Consider the following 17,447-nt stretch of genomic DNA (forward strand, 5'->3'; position numbering starts at 1 on the left):
TTCAGCTGCAAATCCGGCCGCAGATTCAGCCGGAAAAATACCCCGCCACTCCAGCGGCGATGGCGGTGCGCAAAGGGTTGTCGGGGTCCGACAACAGCTTCACGGTAAGGGCGAGACAGATCGTCACCAGCACCGGCCGCACCGCGCGCGCGCCGAAGCGCATCGCGGCATGCGCGCCGACCTGGCCGCCGGCGACGCTGGCCAGCGCCATCGCCAGTCCGACCGCCCACAGCACGTGCCCGCCGACGATCATCACCGTCAGCGCGGCCAGATTGCTGGCCAGGTTGAAGAACTTGGTCTGCGCGGTCGCGCGCACCACGCCCAGGCCGCCCAGCGCGACCAGGGTGGTCGCCATGAAAGAGCCGGTGCCGGGGCCGAAGAAACCGTCGTAGACGCCGATCAGCGCGATCAGCGCCGCCAGTGCGAGCGGACCGACGCGCTGGTGGCTGTCCTCGTCGCTCATGCGCGGCGCAAGCAGGAAATACACCGCCATCGCGATCAGCAACAAGGGAATCACGCCACTGAGGAACGAGGGGTCCAGCCTTTGCAGCAACCAGGCGCCGCCCGCCGAGCCGACGAACGCGCCGGCCGCGGGCAAGGCGTAGCGCCGGAAATCGATATGCCCCTTGCGCGCGAATGCGATCACCGCGCTGGACGTACCGATCGCGCTTTGCAGCTTGTTGGTGGCGATCGCCGCGACCGGCGGAATGCCCACGGCCATCAGCGCCGGGATGGTCAGCAGCCCCCCGCCGCCGGCGAGCGCGTCGATGGCGCCGGCGACGAAGGCCACGGCCATCAGGAAGGCGATCGCCTCCAGCGAGAACTCCATGCGCGACCGACCTGAGCAAGGGCGCTCATTGTCTCCGCTGCGCGCCGGGAATGGAAAGGCCGTGAGCGCCGGACGCAGGGATGTCGCCGCGGCCTTCAGCCGCGCAGCGACGATCGGCGCTATCGCCTAGGCCGGCTCGCGGTGCGTGACCACCAACTGGACCGCGTCGCCGCCGCGGTAATCGTCCGGCTCCAGGCGATAGGCGATGCGTACCCGCGCCGGCGGCGCGTCGCCGTTCCAGCCGCCGAACTCGATCGCGTTGAGGCGCCGGCCCTGGTGGCCGAGTTCGAGCTTGAGGTGGCGTTCGCCGACCACGCGCCAGCCCAGCACCGGAAACTCGCCGTCGAACTGCGGCTCCGGGAACTCCTGACTGGAGACGTCTCAGCGAACGATTCGCAATTTTGGTCGCTCAAGTTGAGCGGCGCGCCTCACGTCGTATAGCTCGCCCAAGCGTTCCGGCAAGAACATTATTGCCGCAGCAAAATCCTCTTCTGAAAACTCCAGCTCAGAGAAGAAGTGTTGAATCATCATAGGGAATAGTGTCGGCTGTTCCTTGGCGATAGCCGCTGGCTCTGCCTTGCGAATCCCGAGCTTGTTCATCTGGATGTATAGCCACTTCTTCTGGTTGTCATCAATCTTCCCGAGCGCATGCGCCTTCATCACAAGCATTGCGATCGAAACACCCCAGTACTCCTTCAGCGGAAGGTAACTTTGCAGTCGCGAGGCAGTTGACCGCGATAAGTCAGGTGCAATTTCTTCCGAGGGAACCAAGAACTCGGAAGCAAATTCATCCGCCTCGTCCTCCATGGAGGGGCGCGGTATGTCGTGCATGATCAGATGCGCGAGCTCGTGCGCCAACGTGAATCGCCAGCGATCACCCGGCACGCTTCGGTCGATAAAAATGATCGGCGGAAGCTCAGCCAATTGAATGCACGTAGCATCCATCGGCACGCCATCAAAGTCACATTCGATTACAAGTACACCTGCACCTTCCAGCAATTTCGTGAGGTTACGAATCGGCCCACTCGGGCAGCCCCATGCAGCCCTCAGTGCACGCGCACAAGCTGTTGGAGTTCCGTAATCATCCAAGCTCAACTTGGGCAACGGCCGCGATTGTTGAACATCGATGTGATCGAGCATCCGTCGGACGTGAATCCGAAGGACATTGACGATCCCAGATACCTTACGTCGCTCGGAAGCTTTGAGCTGGCGCGTCCGCGTAAAAACGGAGCTACTGCCATAACTAAACCGCTGCTCGGGAAGAAAGAAGAAGTCCTTGGGAAACCCAAGGACTTTCGAAATCTCTTCCATTTCGCTGACATCAAGGTCTGCGCCGGACCCTGCCTCGATCCTCGCAACTCGCGGCTGTTTCATTCCAGCAGCAGAGGCTAGTTCCTCTTGAGTCAGGCCGCGATACTCACGCGCTAGAATCACCATTTCCGGATTGGGTTTCATTGCCTTTTTCCCGCCGCTTAGTGGTGATACTTGCACCACTCGGTTCATCTTGATTGTGATGGGCAGCGCCGAATAGGCTTACGACCTTCGTTTCGACAGCTTCTTCGTGCAACTCGGAAACCCACATGTTCGACTTCGGTCCAGACGGACAAATGAGTAACACGTTCTGGAGATTTCCAAGCACATCTTCTTCATAGCTCAGATCAAGGTTCACCGAGCGGGGAATCTCGTCGAGCTGTTGATGCGTTCGGAATTTCAGTACCTGCTGCGTCAGATGTCCCGCAGGCAATAGATCGCGGCCAACTTTCTTGAACCTGATTACGAACCCCACATCGAAAACGAGCATCCATAAGTGGGCACGCTCTTCGAAGCGGACTCCTTCAGCCATGGCAGCAAAGAGCTTTGCGTGACTAAAGAAGTGGTCGTGGATGATGGACGCCTTGCTGCGCGTCGTATGGATTTTTCGCTGTTCCGGGGTGTATTTCCCGTAGTCCGCTACTGCTTGGAAAACCATTTGCCTCAGTCCGGGAAGGTACGGCGCTAAGGCTTCATGTACGACATCCGGCTGGATTTCCATCGCGTCCTGACCACGGGGGATTAGGAGCCAGAATACACGCCCAACTTCCAGTGTCAATTATTTTATTCATTTCTTATTCTCACCAACCTCCCGACGGCTTAGGCGAGTTCGCGGTGGACGGTACAAGGACGGGGCCTTCTGGCGGCGGGGAAGACCGGCGGTAGACGATGTTGAGCTGGATCGCTTCCCCGCCCCGGTAGTCATCCGGCTCAAGCTTGAATGCCACGAGGATGTGCTTCGGGGGAGGCACCCCGTCCCAGCCATTGAATTGAATGGCGTTCAGCGGCTCCGCTCTCCCCTCCACTCGAAGCACTAGCTTCAGGTGCTTCTCGCCCAGAACTCGAAAGCTGAGCACCTCAGAGTTCACATGAAACGTCGGCTCCGGGAAGCCCTGCCCCCACGGCCCGCCGTCGCGCAGCGACTCGGCGCTGGCGCGGTCGAACTCGCCCGCGTCCAGTTCGCCGTCGCTGAGCACATCGGCCTGCAGCAGCTCGGGCGTGAGCATGGCGCCGGCGCAGCGTTCGAACGCGGCACGGAACGCCTCCAAGGCATCGCGGCGCAAGGACAGGCCGGCGGCCATGGCGTGACCGCCGAAGCGTTCGATCAGCTCGGGATGCCGCGCGGCCACATCGGCCAGCGCGTCGCGGATATGGAAGCCCGGGATCGAGCGCGCCGAACCGCGCAAGGCATCGCTGCCGGGTTCGGCCGGCGCGAACGCGATCACCGGCCGGTGCAGGCGCTCCTTCATCTTCGAGGCGACCAGCCCGACCACGCCGGGATGCCAGTCCTCGTCGAACAGGCAAACGGCGAGCGGCGCATGCACCGAGTCCAGCGCGACCTTCGCGAAGGCGAGCGCGGCCTCGTCGGTCATCTGCTGCTGGACCGCACGGCGCTCGGCGTTGATCTCGTTGAGGCTGTGGGCGATCTCGCGCGCCTGGCCCGGGTCTTCGGTCAACAGGCATTCGATGCCCAGCGCCATGTCTTCGAGGCGGCCGGCGGCGTTCAGGCGCGGCGCCAGCGCGTAGCCGATGTCGCTGGCGGTGAGCCGGCGCTCGTCGCGCTGCGAGACTTCGATCAGCGCACGCAGTCCCGCCCCGCCCTGCCCGGCGCGCAGGCGGCGCAGGCCGGCCGCGACCAGGGCGCGGTTGTTGGCGTCCAGCGGCACCAGATCGGCGACGGTGCCGACCGCGACCAGGTCCAGCAAGACCTGCAGGTCGGGGCCGTTGCCCTCGCAGCGACCCTGCTGGCGCAACACGCGGCGCAGCGCCAGCAATACGTAGAACATCACCCCGACCCCGGCCAGGGCCTTGCTCGGGAATGCGTCGCCGGGCAGGTTGGGATCGACGATGGCGTCCGCGGGCGGCAGCGTTTCGCCGGGCAGATGGTGGTCGGTGACCAGCACCTGCCAGCCGCGCGCCTTGGCCGCGGCGATGCCGGCATGGCAGGCGATGCCGTGATCGACGGTGACCAGCAGGTCCGGTTGCAGCGCTGCGAGTTCGGCCACCAGCGCCGGCGACAGGCCGTAGCCGTGGACCATGCGGTTGGGCACCGCATGCGAGACCCGGCGCGCGCCGAGCATGCGCAGGCCGCGCACGCCGACCGCGCAGGCGGTGGCGCCGTCGCAGTCGAAATCGCCGACCACGACGATGTGGCGGTCGCCGGCGATGGCGTCGGCGAGCAGGGTCGTGGCCGCGTCCAGCCCGCTCAATCCGTCCGGCGGCAACAACTGCGCCAGGCGCGGCTGGGCCTGTTCGATCGCGATCGCGCCGCGCGCGGCGTACACGCGGCGCAGCAGCGGCGACACGCTGTCGGGCCAGGCGCCGGGGTCGGCGATGGCGCGCCGCAGCAGGCGGGCGGCTTCGTTCATGGGCGCGGCTTCGTGGTGCGCTGAATCATGGCTGCAGCGAGCGCAGCGGGCGGCGCCAGAAACGCCAGCGCTGGCCGCGCGCGAGTTCGAAGGCTTCGCCGTCGGCGAAATCGAGCGCGATCCGGCCGATCCGGCCGGCGTCGAGTTCGGCCGCCAGCGGCGCCAGCCAATCGCGTTCCAGCGCCTGCAGGTCGCGCGCACGGCGCAGATCCACGGCGAGATCGCCCTCGCCCGCACTCCAGCGCGGCGGCAACGCGGCGGCATCGGCGCCGGCGAGCGCGCCCAACGCGGTCAGGGCCTCGTCGTCGCTGTAGATGCGCGCGTAAGTCGTACGCACGTGATCCGGCAGCACGCCCGCGCCCCAGAACCACAGCGAGTTCACCGGCGCCAGGCCGGCGGCGATGCGCGCGGCGTTGCGCGGATGGTTGTGCAGGGTCACCTGCGCCTCGCTCAGCAGCGAGCGCCAGCGCCGGCCCTCGGGGCTGCTGTCGGCGGCATCCGGCAGGTGCTCGAACAGGTCGGCGCCGAGCGCGGTTTCCGGCGTCGCGAACACCGGCAGCCGGGCGCCCTGCGGCAGGCGCAGGTACCAACGCGACGGCACCGGCGCGTCGATGGTGAAACCGGCGTCGCCGAACAAGGGCTTGAGGCTGCGCAGGAAATCCGCGGCCGCGGCCTCGTCCAAGGCCAAGGCCTGGCCATACGAAAGCAGGCGCGCGCCGTTGAGGTCGGGACGCACGTAGGCCGGATCGGCACGCAGCCAGGCCGCGTGAGCGGCATCGCGGGCGTCGCGCTGGCGCGTGGCCGCGGCCACCGGCCAGCCGCGCGGCAGCACGTCGAGCACGCGCGCGAGCGGGTCGCCGGTGCGCGCGATGCGGTCGGCGCGCGCGAGCCGGCGGCCGAGGTCTTCGGACAGGCGCTGCCCGCCGAAGCGTTCGCGCTCGGGCAGCAGCAGGGTGGCGGTCGTGGCGGCGGTCATGCGCGGCCTCGCGGTCGCTGCCTGCTCAGCCGGCGTAGCTGACGCCGACGATTTCGTACTCGTGGGTGCCGCCCGGCGCTTCGATGACGACGCTGTCGCCCTCGTGCTTGCCGATCAGGGCACGCGCGACCGGCGAGGAAATCGCGATCAGGCCCTGTTTGATGTCGGCTTCGAGGTCGCCGACGATCTGGTAGGTGCGTTCCTCTTCGGTGTCGACATTGGCCAACTCGACGGTGGCGCCGAACACGATCTTGGAACCGGCGTTGAGCGTGGACACGTCGATCAGCTGGGCGTGCGAGAGCTCGGATTCGAGCTGCTTGATGCGGCCCTCGATGAAGCTCTGCTGCTCGCGCGCGGCGTGGTACTCGGCGTTTTCCTTGAGGTCGCCGTGCGCGCGCGCTTCGGCGATCGCGTTGATCACGGCCGGTCGCTTGACCGACTTCAGCTCTTCCAGTTCCGCACGCAGGCGCTGCGCGCCCTTCACCGTGATCGGTGCTCTCATTTCGTCGTTCCTCGTGCCGGCCGACGGCCGGCCGCATCCGTTTGCAAAGTTCGATTGTGCCGCGAACGCGGCCGCTTGGCACCCCGAAGGGCGCCGTCGGGAAAATCGGGCGAAAACCCGCTCTGGCGCGGCGGGCGACCGGGACGCGGTTCCGCGTCCCGTGCCGACCTGGAGACGCGGTTCCGCGTCCCGTACCAGCCCGGAGACGCGGAGTTCCGCGTCCCCTGCAGGCTCAGGCCGCGCCCTGGATCTGCGCGTGCAGCTCCTGCAGCGACCACACCGGGCCCTGGCCGCGGTAGTCGAGCGAGTTCACCAGCGCGCGCGCGCCGGATACCGTGGTCGAGTACGTGACCCGCCCCTGCAACGCCTCGCGGCGGATCGAGAACGAGTCCGAGATCGCCTGGCGGCCCTCGGTGGTGTTGATGATGTAGACCAGCTCGCCGTTCTTGATCAGGTCGACCACGTGCGGACGGCCCTCGGTGACCTTGTTGACCAGCTCGCAGCTCACGCCGTTCCCGCTCAGGAAGGCCTGGGTGCCGCTGGTGGCGACCAGGCTGTAGCCGCGGCGCACCAGTTCCTGGGCCACCGGCAGCACGCGCAGCTTGTCCGGATCGCGCACCGACACGAACACCTTGCCCACCGGCGGCGCCTTGATGCCGCCGGCTTCCTGGGCGCGCGCCATGGCCGCGCCGAAGTTCTTGCCCACGCCCATCACCTCGCCGGTGGAGCGCATCTCCGGGCCGAGGATCGGGTCGACGCCCTGGAACTTGGCGAACGGGAAGATCGCTTCCTTGACCGAGTAGTAGTCCGGCACGATCTCTTCCAGCGCGCCCTGCGAAGCCAGGGTCTGGCCGACCATGCAGCGCGCGGCGATCTTGGCCAGGGCCATGCCGGTGGCCTTGGACACGAACGGCACCGTGCGCGAGGCGCGCGGGTTCACTTCGATCAGGAAGATGGTGTCGCGGCCTTCGGCGTCGGTCTGGATCGCGAACTGGGTGTTCATCAGGCCCACGACCTTCAGCGCCTTGGCCAGAGCCACGACCTGCTCGCGCAGCTTTTCCTGGGTCGCCGCGCTCAGCGAGTACGGCGGCAGCGAGCACGAGGAGTCGCCCGAGTGCACGCCGGCTTCCTCGATGTGCTCCATCACGCCGCCGATCAGCACGTGGCCTTCGCGGTCGGCGATGATGTCGACGTCGACCTCGACCGCGTTGTCGAGGAAGCGGTCCAGCAGCACCGGCGAATCGTTGGAGACCTTGACCGCGTCGCGGATGTAACGGGTCAGGTCGGCGTCGGAGTAGACGATTTCCATGGCCCGGCCGCCGAGCACGTAGCTCGGGCGCACCACCATCGGGTAACCGATCTGGTTGGCCAGCATCAGCGCTTCGTCGGGATTGCGCGCGGTGCGGTTGATCGGCTGCGCCAGGCCCAGGTCCTGGACCAGCTTCTGGAAGCGCTCGCGGTCCTCGGCCAGGTCGATGCTGTCCGGGGTGGTGCCGATGATCGGCACGCCGTTGGCTTCCAGCGCGCGCGCCAGCTTGAGCGGGGTCTGGCCGCCGTACTGCACGATCACGCCCTTGGGCTTCTCGAGGTCGGCGATCTCCAGCACGTCTTCCAGCGTCAGCGGCTCGAAGTACAGGCGGTCGGAAGTGTCGTAGTCGGTCGACACGGTCTCCGGGTTGCAGTTGACCATGATGGTTTCATAGCCGTCCTCGCGCAGGGCGAGCGCGGCGTGCACGCAGCAGTAGTCGAACTCGATGCCCTGGCCGATGCGGTTGGGACCGCCGCCGAGCACGATGATCTTGTCGCGGTTGGTCGGCTGCGCTTCGCACTCGTCCTCGTAGGTCGAGTACATGTAGGCGGTGGTGGTCGCGAACTCGGCGGCGCAGGAGTCCACCCGCTTGTACACCGGGCGCACGCCGAAGGCGCGGCGCAGGGTGCGCACGGCGGTTTCGTCGGTGCCGGTGAGCTGGGCCAGGCGCGCGTCGGAGAAGCCCATGCGCTTGAGCGCGCGCATGCGCGCCTTGTCGAGCGCGGCCAGGCCGGCCTCGGCGACGCTGCGCTCGGCGGCGATCAGCTCCTCGATCTGGTCCAGGAACCAGGGGGCGACGAACGACAGCGCGTGCACGTCCTCCACGCTCATGCCGGCGCGGAAGGCGTCGCCGATATGGAACATGCGCTCCGGGCCCGGCTCCTTGAGCTCGCGGCGCAGCTTGGCCATGTCGACCTCGCTGCTCAGGTCCAGGCCGGTCGGGTCGAGACCGACCTTGCCGGTCTCCAGCCCGCGCAGGGCCTTGTGCAGCGATTCCTGGAAGGTCCGGCCCATCGCCATGACTTCGCCGACCGACTTCATCTGCGTGGTCAGGCGCGCGTCGGCCTGCGGGAACTTCTCGAACGCGAAGCGCGGAATCTTGGTGACCACATAGTCGATGGTCGGCTCGAACGAAGCCGGGGTGGCGCCGCCGGTGATCTCGTTGCGCAGCTCATCCAGGGTGTAGCCGACCGCGAGCTTGGCCGCGATCTTGGCGATCGGGAAGCCGGTGGCCTTGGACGCCAGCGCCGAGGAGCGCGACACGCGCGGGTTCATCTCGATCACCACCACGCGGCCGTCCTGCGCATTGATGCCGAACTGGACGTTGGAGCCGCCGGTGTCGACGCCGATCTTGCGCAGCACCGCGATAGAGGCGTCGCGCAGGCGCTGGTATTCCTTGTCGGTCAGGGTCTGCGCCGGGGCGACGGTGATCGAGTCGCCGGTGTGCACGCCCATCGCGTCGAAGTTCTCGATCGAGCACACGATGATGCAGTTGTCCGCGGTGTCGCGGACCACCTCCATCTCGAATTCCTTCCAGCCCAGCACGGACTCCTCGACCAGGATCTCGTGCACCGGCGACAGTTCGAGGCCGCGCTTGGCGATCTCCTCGAACTCTTCCTTGTTGTAGGCGATGCCGCCGCCGCTGCCGCCGAGGGTGAAGCTGGGGCGGATGATGGTCGGATAGCCGACCCGGGTCTGGATATCGACGGCCTGCTCGAAGGTGCGCGCGACCTCGGCCTTGGGGCATTCCAGGCCGATCTCGGCCATCGCCACGCGGAACAGCTCGCGGTCTTCGGCCATGCGGATCGCGTCGCGCTTGGCGCCGATCAGCTCGACGTTGTACTTCTCAAGCACGCCGTGGTCGGCCAGGTCCAGGGCGCAGTTCAGCGCGGTCTGGCCGCCCATCGTCGGCAGCAGCGCGTCGGGCTTTTCCTTGGCGATGATCTTCTCGACCGTCTGCCAGTTGATCGGCTCGATGTACACCGCATCGGCCATGTCCGGGTCGGTCATGATCGTGGCCGGATTGCTGTTGACCAGGACCACGCGATAGCCCTCGTCGCGCAGCGCCTTGCAGGCTTGCGCGCCGGAGTAGTCGAACTCGCAGGCCTGACCGATCACGATCGGCCCGGCGCCTATGATCAGGACGGTTTTGATGTCGGTACGCTTGGGCATTGTGTCACTCGAGGATCGTGGAGGGCGGTACGTCGCAGGTATTCATCGCACCCAGCATCAGCTTCAGCACCAGGCGGGTGCCGACGTCCTTGCCGGAGTCGCTGTTTTCCTGCGACGACTTTGCAGGATCGAACGCTTCGCCGATGCCGACCAGCTCGCGCAGCGGCGCGTGCTTGGGTTCGGTGATGAACTCGACGAACGAGAGCATCTGATCGGCTTTCATCTTCTTCATCACTTCGGTCGGTTCGACCTTCTTGCCGCCCTGGGCTTCGCTGACGCCGGCGTTGATGAAATCGGCGAACACGCCGGCGGCACCGCCGTCGAGCAGGGCCAGGTCGGCGCCGACCCGGTCCGGGTTGGCGCGGGCGTAGTCCAGCGCCTCGGCGCGCTTGGAGCGGCGGTAGCCGGTGGACGAAAGCTCGTTGCGCAGGCAGCCCAGCTGGGTCGGGCTGACCTTGTCGGCCTTGCCCTGCAGCGGCCACTGGGCGTCGGCCTTGGCCGCATCGTCGAGGATCTTGCCGAACGGCAGCATCTGCATCATCACGTCGGTCAGCCGGTCGGCCTGGACATCGGCGCTCTGCGCGGACGCGGCGAACGGCAGCAACGCGAACAGCGCGGCGGCGACAGCGGTATTGCAGCGGGCTTGCAGGGTCATTCCTTGTCTCCGTTGAGTTCGCGTCGCGTGGTTACGGGTAAGTGGCATATCAGTACCACCGGTCCTGCCAGGCCGCCGGCGGCAGCCAGGTGATCTGGCCGTCGGTCTGGGCGTCGATCGCGCCTCGGCGCACGGCGTCCAGCACGGCGTCGTTCATCGCATCCCAGTCGCTCGCACCGGCACCGATGCGGGCACCGATGCGGTTGTTGTGCGCATCCATGGCGCGGCTGCGATTGCCGTGGCCGTCGCGCTCCATCGCCCAGGTGACCCAGTCGACCAGCCGCGGCGACACGGTGTAGGCGACCACCGCGCTGGCCAGCGAGTGCCGGTAAGCGTCGGCCGGACCGTTGCGGCCGCCCGGCAGATCGACGGCGAAGAAATGCGAGTACACCGCGATCAGCACGAAACCCGGATAGGCCGCGGCCAGCGCGCCGGCGATCAGCCAACGGCGCCAGCGGCGCCTCGGCTTGCTCGGTGCGGAGGCTGCGTTCACATCAGGCCTTGGGCATCTCGACGCCGCAACGCTGGCTCACGCGCTGGCCGAGTTCTTCGAGCTGGGCGGGACTGACGTCGGCATCCGGGAAGTCGCGCTCCAGCACCTTGCCGGCCGGGCTCTGCATGAACTCGACGACCTGCAGCATCTCATCGGCTTCCATGTCCTTGAAGAACTGGACCGGCTCGGCCATGGGCGTGCCGTCGACGGCGTTGTCGATATTGGCCTTGACCTGCTCGCGCATGCCGGCGACGAACTTGGCGCCGCCCTTGGTCTGGCCGAAACTCTTCCAGGCCGCGATGGTCTCGCCGTCGCCGAACAGGCTGCGGAACGAATCGAGCATGCTGGTCTTGAATCTGGGCAGCAGCTCGCCCTTGATGCAGCCGCGCTCCTGCTCGCTGAGGCGTTCGAATGCTTCGCTCTTGTCGATCTTGCCGGCGATCACGCGCTCGATGGCGACGTCGAAACCCAGCAGTTGCTGGATCTGCGCGACCTCAGCGTCGGTCGGCAGCGCGGCGGCGGCCGGACCCGACAAAGCCAGGCCCGCGACCAGAGCGGCGGCGAACGCGAACGGCTTCACCGCGCCGACTCCATGCTGGCGACGAAGCGGTCGAACAACGGCGCCACGTCGTGCGGGCCCGGGCTGGCTTCCGGATGGCCCTGGAAGCTGAAGGCCGGCGCGTCGGTGACTTCGATGCCCTGGTTGCTGCCGTCGAACAGCGAGCGGTGGATCACCCGCACGTTGCCGGGCAGCGAGGCTTCGTCGACCGCGAAGCCGTGGTTCTGCGAAGTGATCATCACCCGGCCGCTATCCAGGTCCTGGACCGGGTGGTTGGCGCCGTGGTGGCCGAACTTCATCTTCAACGTCTTGGCGCCGGTGGCCAGGCCGAGCAGCTGGTGGCCCAGGCAGATGCCGAAGGTCGGGACCTTGCGCGCCAGGAACTCGCGGATCGCCGCGATCGCGTAGTCGCAGGGCTCCGGATCGCCGGGGCCGTTGGACAGGAACACGCCGTCGGGATTCAGCGCCAGCACGTCCGCGGCGGGCGTCTGCGCCGGCACCACGGTCACGCGGCAGCCGCGCTCGGCGAGCATGCGCAGGATGTTGCGCTTGACGCCGAAGTCGTAGGCGACGACGTGGAAACGCGGTTCGGCCTGGACGAAGGCGTTGGCGTCCAGGTCGAGCTGGCCGTCGCGCCACTCGTAGCGCTCGCGCGTGCAGACTTCCTTGGCCAGATCCATGCCCTTGAGGCCGGGGAACTTGCGCGCGGCTTCGATGGCGCGGGCCGCGTCGATGCCCTCGCCCGCCATCAGCGCGCCGTTCTGGGCGCCGCGGTCGCGCAGCAGGCGGGTCAGTTTGCGGGTGTCGATGTCGGCGATCGCGACCACGCCGCGCTCGGCCAGCCACTGCGGCAGCGCGACCCGGCTGCGCCAGTTGCTGGGGCGACGCGGCACGTCGCGCACGATCAGGCCCGAGGCCCAGACTTGGCCGGCTTCGTCATCCTGGTCGGTGCAGCCGGTGTTGCCCACGTGCGGATAGGTCAAGGTGACCAACTGGCGCGCGTAGGACGGGTCGGTGAGGATTTCCTGGTAGCCGGTGATGGCGGTATTGAAGACGACTTCGCCGACGCTGAGGCCGGGCGCGCCTACGGAAACGCCCTCGAATACGGTGCCGTCTTCGAGAGCGAGGATTGCGGGTTGGGTCACGGGGGTCGCCTTGGCTGCCGGGGATACTGACCCCGTCCAGCGCGCACCGGTAAAACCGGCTTGCAGCAAAACACGGACGCGGTGCGGGACCGGTCCGGCGGGCGGGGTTCAGGCGAGCGAGAATTCTAGCGGCGATGGCGTCCGAGTGCCAGCGCTGCGTCCACGCAGAAACAGGCCGGACCAGGCGGTTCGCGCGCGCGCGATGCCGGCCGCGCGCTTGATCGCGGGCGCGCAAAGCCCGATTCGGCGAGCTCGGACGCTCTTATGCGGCCCTTGCGCCCGCCCGCGGCGAGGTGAACGCGGGCTGGACCGGTGCCGCCGCGCGTGCGCCGGCTACAGGTTGGGGAACATCAACTCCGCCAGGCCGTAGCGGCCCGGGGCCTGACGGACCACCCGCAGCGCTGCCTCCAGCGCCCCGCGCGCGAAGATGTCGCGGTTGCTCGCGCGATGGATCAGCTCCAGGCGCTCGCCGGCGCTGGCGAACTGGACCGTGTGCTCGCCGACGATGTCGCCGGCGCGCAGGCTGGCGTAATGCGGGTCGCGGCCGCTGCCGATCTCCACCGCCCGGCCCAGATGCAGGGCGGTGCCCGAGGGTGCGTCCAGCTTGCGGGTGTGGTGGGCCTCGACGATGTCGCAGTCCCAGGCCGGCAGCGCGGCCGCGGCGCGCCGCACCAGCTCGGTCAGCACTGCCACGCCCAGGCTGTAATTGGCCGCCCAGACCACGGCGATGCGCGCCGAGGCGGCCTCGATGGCGCGGTTCTGCTCCGACGACAGCCCGGTGGTGCCCGAAACCAGGGCCCGGCCGCGCTCGGCGCACAGCGCCAGCACCGGGTCGAAACCCTCGGGCAGGCTGAAATCGATGGCGACGTCGAACTCGGGCACGCCGCCTAGTTCGCTGGCGGCGAACTGCGGCACACCGTCGACCACGCGCTGGGCCGGCGACTTGCGCGAGGCCGCGGCGACCACATTCAGATCGTCGCGCTCGGCGGCCAGGCGCAACAAGGCCTGGCCCATGCGGCCGGAGGCGCCGTGTATCAGGATTCGGGTGGTTTCGCTCATGCACGCAGGCTAACGGCTGGGCCGGAGTTTCCACAAGCGAGCGTGCGCGGCCGGATCGCCGTTCATGCGTCGGCGATTTCCGCCGCGCCCCAGCCCTGCGCCTCGCCGAAGCGATGCAGGACCTGCAGCCATGTCGCGGCGGCGGCCGCATCCGACAGTTCGACGTGGATACGGGTCTGCGGCCCTTGCGGGTCCCAGTCGCTGCCGCGCACCCGGCAGACCGCGCCGTCGCGGCGGCCTTCCCAGTAGCGGTCGAAGGCCTGGCCGGGACCGGTCTTCTCGATCAGGCGGTAGCGGGCGATGCCCAGGACGGCGAACACCCGTCTGGCCGCCGCCTGCAGACTGCAGGCATGGCGGCCCGGCGCGAAGGCCAGTTCATGGGTACGCGGCGGCATGCGCTCTGCCTGCGGCGGTGGCGGGACGGCCCGAGCGCCGCGGCGGCGCCCACCAGTGGGAGCGGCGCTCGGCCTTGAGACCCATCGGCACCGGCTGCATGCCCTGCCCGCCTACTGGTACACCACCTGCGCCTTCAGGTTCGGCAGTACCTTCTTGGCGAAGACCTGGAACTCGCGGCCGTACTCCGGCGTGCACAGCGGCCCCGGCGTGCCGTCCACGAACACGCGCTTGGCTTCCAGCACATTGCCCTTGAGCGTGTAGCTGGCGTGGTAACTCAGACCGCCGGACTCGATCGCCAGATTCGGCGGCACCGCGATCACCTTCATGCCGGCCGGGAACTCGATCCGGTAGTTCTCCTCCGAACGCCCGCCGGTGCAGGCGGTTTCGCCTTCCTCGCTGCGGTCTTCGTTGGCGTCGGCCACGAAGGACGCCACCGGCATCGCGTTGAAGAAAATCGATTGCAGCGGAAACGCGCCCGGCACCGGCAGCATCTGCTGGACCTCGAATTCGGCGTCGTACTTGTGGCGGTCGATCAGGGCCTTGGGATCGTCCTGGCGGAAGCTGCCGGTGGCGACCAGGCCGCTGGCCTGGAAGAAGTTCTTGACCACGTCCTTGGCCTGCTCCTGGGTCAGATCGCGCAGGCCGGAACGCAGCGCGATCGCCGGATGGCCGCTGACCTCGACTTCGACCCGGCCTTTGACCGAGCCGTCCTCCTGCACGGTCAGGCGGGTGTCCATGCGCTGGCGATTGCGCTCGGACGCGTAGGCCGGCGTCTGCGCCTTCAGCTCGGGCTGGTCGATGCGTAGCACCGGCTTGCCCAGCAACGTGACCGGCAAATCGCCGAACGGGATGCCCTTGGCGGTGGCATCGACGTACAGGTTCAGGCCCGGCAGATAGTTGAGTACATGGTTGACGCTGGAGGCGACCGGGATGTCGGGCAGCCGGTAGACGTTGCCGGCATTGACCAGGGCCTGGGTCGCCTCGATGCCCTTGGCCGCCATCAGCGCCTGCAGCAGGGTCGCGTGGTCCTTGCAGTCGCCGATGCGGTTGTCGAGCACGAAGTCGAGATCGCGCGGCACCACCGCGCCCAGGCCGATGCAGTTGCCGCCGTAGTGGATGTTGGTCGACACCCACTCGTACAGCGCGCGCGCGACCTCGCGCTGGTCGGTCTTGCCGGCGGCGATCTCGTCGGCGAGCGTGCGCACGCGCGGCGTCGGCGCGGCCTTGGGCAGCGCGCGCGCCGCGTAGGCGCGGGCGATGTCGCCGTAGCTGCGGAAAGTCGAATAGGCGAAGCCGGGGAACTGCTCGACCTGGTAGACCGAGTAGTTCCGGCGCTTGCTCTTGACCGGGCTGCGATTGCTGTAGCTCCACTCGACGATGCGGCGGTCGCCGACGGTTTCGTCGCGCACCTGCTTCATCGTGCCCCAGGCGCGCTGCTGGGCCCACATCGCGGCCGGCGCGTCGATCTTGATCCGCACATCACCCTGGTACTGGTTGCCGCCGTAGCTGTCGAGCTCGGAGAACTGGCCCTCGAACATCGGCTGCTTGCCGACCAGGCGGTAGGCCAGCACCACCGTGTCGCCGGCGGCGACATCGGGGAACACCAGACTGGTGGTGGCGATGTCGGAGAACGCCGGGCCGCCGCCGTTGCGGCCGTCGTTGGTCTCGACCTGGTAATTGGACTTGGGCACGTCGATGCGGCGGCCGTCGGCCTTGCGCGTATAGGCCTCGATCACGTCGAGCTGCTGGATGCTGGCGCTGTAGCTGATCGATTGGCGCTTGGCGTACTCGACCGCGCGCTCTTCGATCACCTTGACCTCGGTCTCGCGCTGCTCGACGTAGCTGCCGTCGGCCTGGACCACATAGCTGAGGTGGGCGCGTTCGCTGCGCAGCGGCTCCTCGGCGGCGGCTGGCGCGGCGGGCGCCTTGGCCCCGGCCGGCGCGGCGGCGGGTGCCGCGTTCTGGGCCGCGGCCGTCGCGGCCGCCAGAGCAAAACCGATCGCGGCGCACAGCCGCAGTGTTGCGATACGCATCCCTTCCCCCTGTCCTTGTCGAAATATTCCTGCCCAGGCCGTGCGCCGCGCGTGTCGCCGCAGGCCGGCCGGCCGATGCGGGACGTTCTACCACATCGCCAGGGCGAGGCTGAGACCGGCCCGGCGCAAACGCGGCGACGCTCTCGGAGCCGGCGCCGCGCGGACACGAAAAAGGGGCCGTAGCCCCTTTCGTCGTTGCGATGCTCCAGCGTCGGCTTCAGGAGATCATGCGGTCCCAGAAGCCCTTGACCCCGTCGATGAAGGTCGACGAGCGCGGCGAATGCTTGCGCGCGCCTTCGCCGATGAAGGTGGCTTCGAACTTCTCCAGCAACTCGCGCTGCTCGACGGTCAGGTTGACCGGCGTTTCCACCACCACGCGGCAGTAGAGATCGCCGGGCTTGCGGCTGCGCACCGACTTCACGCCCTTGTCGCGCAGGCGGAACAGCTTGCCGCTCTGGGTCTCGAACGGGATCCGCAGTTCGACATCGCCGCCCAGGGTCGGGACCCGGATGGTGTCGCCGAGCGCGGCCTGGGAGATCCGGATCGGCACTTCGCAGTGCAGGTCGTCGCCGTCGCGCTGGAAGATCTCGTGCTCGCGCACGCGCACTTCCACGTACAGGTCGCCAGGCGGCGAACCGGCCGGGCCGGCCTCGCCTTCGCCGGTCAGGCGGATGCGGTCGCCGTTGTCGACGCCGGCCGGAATCTTGACTTGCAGGGTCTTGGTGCGCTCGACCCGGCCCTGGCCGTGGCAGTCCTGGCAGGGGTCGGCGATGGTCTGGCCGCGCCCGCCGCAATGCGGACAGGCCTGCTGCATCGAGAAGATGCCGCGCTGGAAACGGACCTGGCCGCGGCCGCTGCAGGTGGCGCAGGTTTCGAGCTTGCCGTCGGCCGAACCCGAGCCGTCGCAGGTGTCGCATTCGTCCAGGGTCGGGATTTCGATCTGCTTGTCGAGCCCGCCGACCGCTTCCTCCAGCGACAGCTCCATGACGTAGCCGATGTCGGCGCCGCGGCGCGGACCACGCTGGCCGCCGCCGCCGAAGATGTTGCCGAAGATGTCGCCGAAGATGTCGCCCATGTCGGCGTAGCCGGCGCCGCCAGCGCCGCCACCGCCCATGCCGTGTTCGAACGCGGCGTGGCCGTGCTGGTCGTAGGCGCGGCGACGGTTGGCGTCGGCCAGCACCTCGTAGGCTTCCTTGCACTCCTTGAACGCGGCCTCGGCGGATTTGTCGTCGGGGTTGCGGTCGGGGTGGTGCTTCATGGCGCAGCGGCGATAGGCCTTCTTGAGGTCTTCGTCGCTGGCGTTGCGGGCCACGCCCAGCACTTCGTAGTAATCGCGTTTGCTCATGAGGCCGGGAGTCGAAGTTCGGGAATCGGGATTCGTTGCAGCGGGAAAGCTAGGAACAGAACGGGAGCGAGGACG

At 67.9% G+C, this 17,447-nt stretch carries 15 protein-coding genes and 1 pseudogene; all 16 read right to left on the reverse strand.

Annotated features, from left to right (window positions below; all coding sequences use genetic code 11):
• Positions 1 to 25: 25 nt before the first annotated feature.
• Positions 26 to 829 carry a TSUP family transporter gene (locus tag ASE10_RS00125; RefSeq protein ID WP_055901629.1) on the reverse strand — a complete coding sequence of 268 codons (804 nt, stop codon included), beginning with the start codon at positions 827 to 829 and terminating at the stop codon, positions 26 to 28.
• A 126-nt stretch (positions 830 to 955) separates the two neighbouring features.
• A pseudogene (locus ASE10_RS00130) lies at positions 956 to 1,186 on the reverse strand (single-stranded-DNA-specific exonuclease RecJ); the annotation flags it as partial.
• Positions 1,187 to 1,210: 24 nt separating this feature from the next.
• Complete coding sequence (locus ASE10_RS19340) at positions 1,211 to 2,284, reverse strand: XRE family transcriptional regulator (protein WP_162250423.1); 1,074 nt, start codon at positions 2,282 to 2,284, stop codon at positions 1,211 to 1,213.
• The gene (locus ASE10_RS19850; protein WP_157480943.1) at positions 2,247 to 2,918 is read right to left on the reverse strand and encodes a hypothetical protein; all 672 of its coding nucleotides are present in this window, start codon (positions 2,916 to 2,918) and stop codon (positions 2,247 to 2,249) included. Before ASE10_RS19850 ends, ASE10_RS19340 begins: the two co-directional genes overlap by 38 nt.
• Before the next feature lie 22 nt (positions 2,919 to 2,940).
• Positions 2,941 to 4,728, reverse strand: coding sequence for a single-stranded-DNA-specific exonuclease RecJ (gene recJ / locus ASE10_RS00140; protein WP_082559594.1), 1,788 nt, complete (start codon positions 4,726 to 4,728; stop codon positions 2,941 to 2,943).
• A 25-nt stretch (positions 4,729 to 4,753) separates the two neighbouring features.
• Positions 4,754 to 5,704 carry a hypothetical protein gene (locus ASE10_RS00145; RefSeq protein ID WP_055901637.1) on the reverse strand — a complete coding sequence of 317 codons (951 nt, stop codon included), beginning with the start codon at positions 5,702 to 5,704 and terminating at the stop codon, positions 4,754 to 4,756.
• 25 nt (positions 5,705 to 5,729) lie between these two features.
• On the reverse strand, positions 5,730 to 6,206 hold the full coding sequence (greA, locus tag ASE10_RS00150; RefSeq protein WP_055901640.1) for a transcription elongation factor GreA: 477 nt from the start codon (positions 6,204 to 6,206) through the stop codon (positions 5,730 to 5,732).
• A gap of 232 nt (positions 6,207 to 6,438) precedes the next feature.
• Positions 6,439 to 9,687, reverse strand: coding sequence for a carbamoyl-phosphate synthase large subunit (gene carB / locus ASE10_RS00155; protein ID WP_056305468.1), 3,249 nt, complete (start codon positions 9,685 to 9,687; stop codon positions 6,439 to 6,441).
• A gap of 4 nt (positions 9,688 to 9,691) precedes the next feature.
• The gene (locus tag ASE10_RS00160) at positions 9,692 to 10,342 is read right to left on the reverse strand and encodes a hypothetical protein (protein ID WP_055901646.1); all 651 of its coding nucleotides are present in this window, start codon (positions 10,340 to 10,342) and stop codon (positions 9,692 to 9,694) included.
• A gap of 49 nt (positions 10,343 to 10,391) precedes the next feature.
• Entirely contained in the window at positions 10,392 to 10,784 is a 393-nt protein-coding gene (locus ASE10_RS00165) for a hypothetical protein (protein WP_055901749.1), read from the reverse strand.
• Between the two features lie 52 nt (positions 10,785 to 10,836).
• Positions 10,837 to 11,415, reverse strand: a complete 579-nt coding sequence (locus ASE10_RS00170; protein WP_055901649.1) for a hypothetical protein — start codon at positions 11,413 to 11,415, stop codon at positions 10,837 to 10,839.
• Entirely contained in the window at positions 11,412 to 12,539 is a 1,128-nt protein-coding gene (carA, locus tag ASE10_RS00175) for a glutamine-hydrolyzing carbamoyl-phosphate synthase small subunit (protein ID WP_055901652.1), read from the reverse strand. Before carA ends, ASE10_RS00170 begins: the two co-directional genes overlap by 4 nt.
• Positions 12,540 to 12,872: 333 nt before the next feature.
• The gene (gene dapB / locus ASE10_RS00180) at positions 12,873 to 13,598 is read right to left on the reverse strand and encodes a 4-hydroxy-tetrahydrodipicolinate reductase (RefSeq protein WP_082559595.1); all 726 of its coding nucleotides are present in this window, start codon (positions 13,596 to 13,598) and stop codon (positions 12,873 to 12,875) included.
• Between the two features lie 62 nt (positions 13,599 to 13,660).
• Positions 13,661 to 13,993, reverse strand: a complete 333-nt coding sequence (locus tag ASE10_RS00185; protein ID WP_055901659.1) for a hypothetical protein — start codon at positions 13,991 to 13,993, stop codon at positions 13,661 to 13,663.
• A 111-nt stretch (positions 13,994 to 14,104) separates the two neighbouring features.
• Positions 14,105 to 16,027, reverse strand: coding sequence for a DUF3857 and transglutaminase domain-containing protein (locus ASE10_RS00190; protein WP_056305470.1), 1,923 nt, complete (start codon positions 16,025 to 16,027; stop codon positions 14,105 to 14,107).
• Between the two features lie 217 nt (positions 16,028 to 16,244).
• A complete protein-coding gene (dnaJ, locus tag ASE10_RS00195) occupies positions 16,245 to 17,372 on the reverse strand; it encodes a molecular chaperone DnaJ (protein ID WP_056305471.1) in 1,128 nt (375 codons plus the stop codon).
• Between the last annotated feature and the right edge of the window lie 75 nt (positions 17,373 to 17,447).

Source organism: Lysobacter sp. Root76 (assembly GCF_001428685.1).
In the GTDB taxonomy this organism is placed as follows: Bacteria; Pseudomonadota; Gammaproteobacteria; order Xanthomonadales; family Xanthomonadaceae; genus Lysobacter.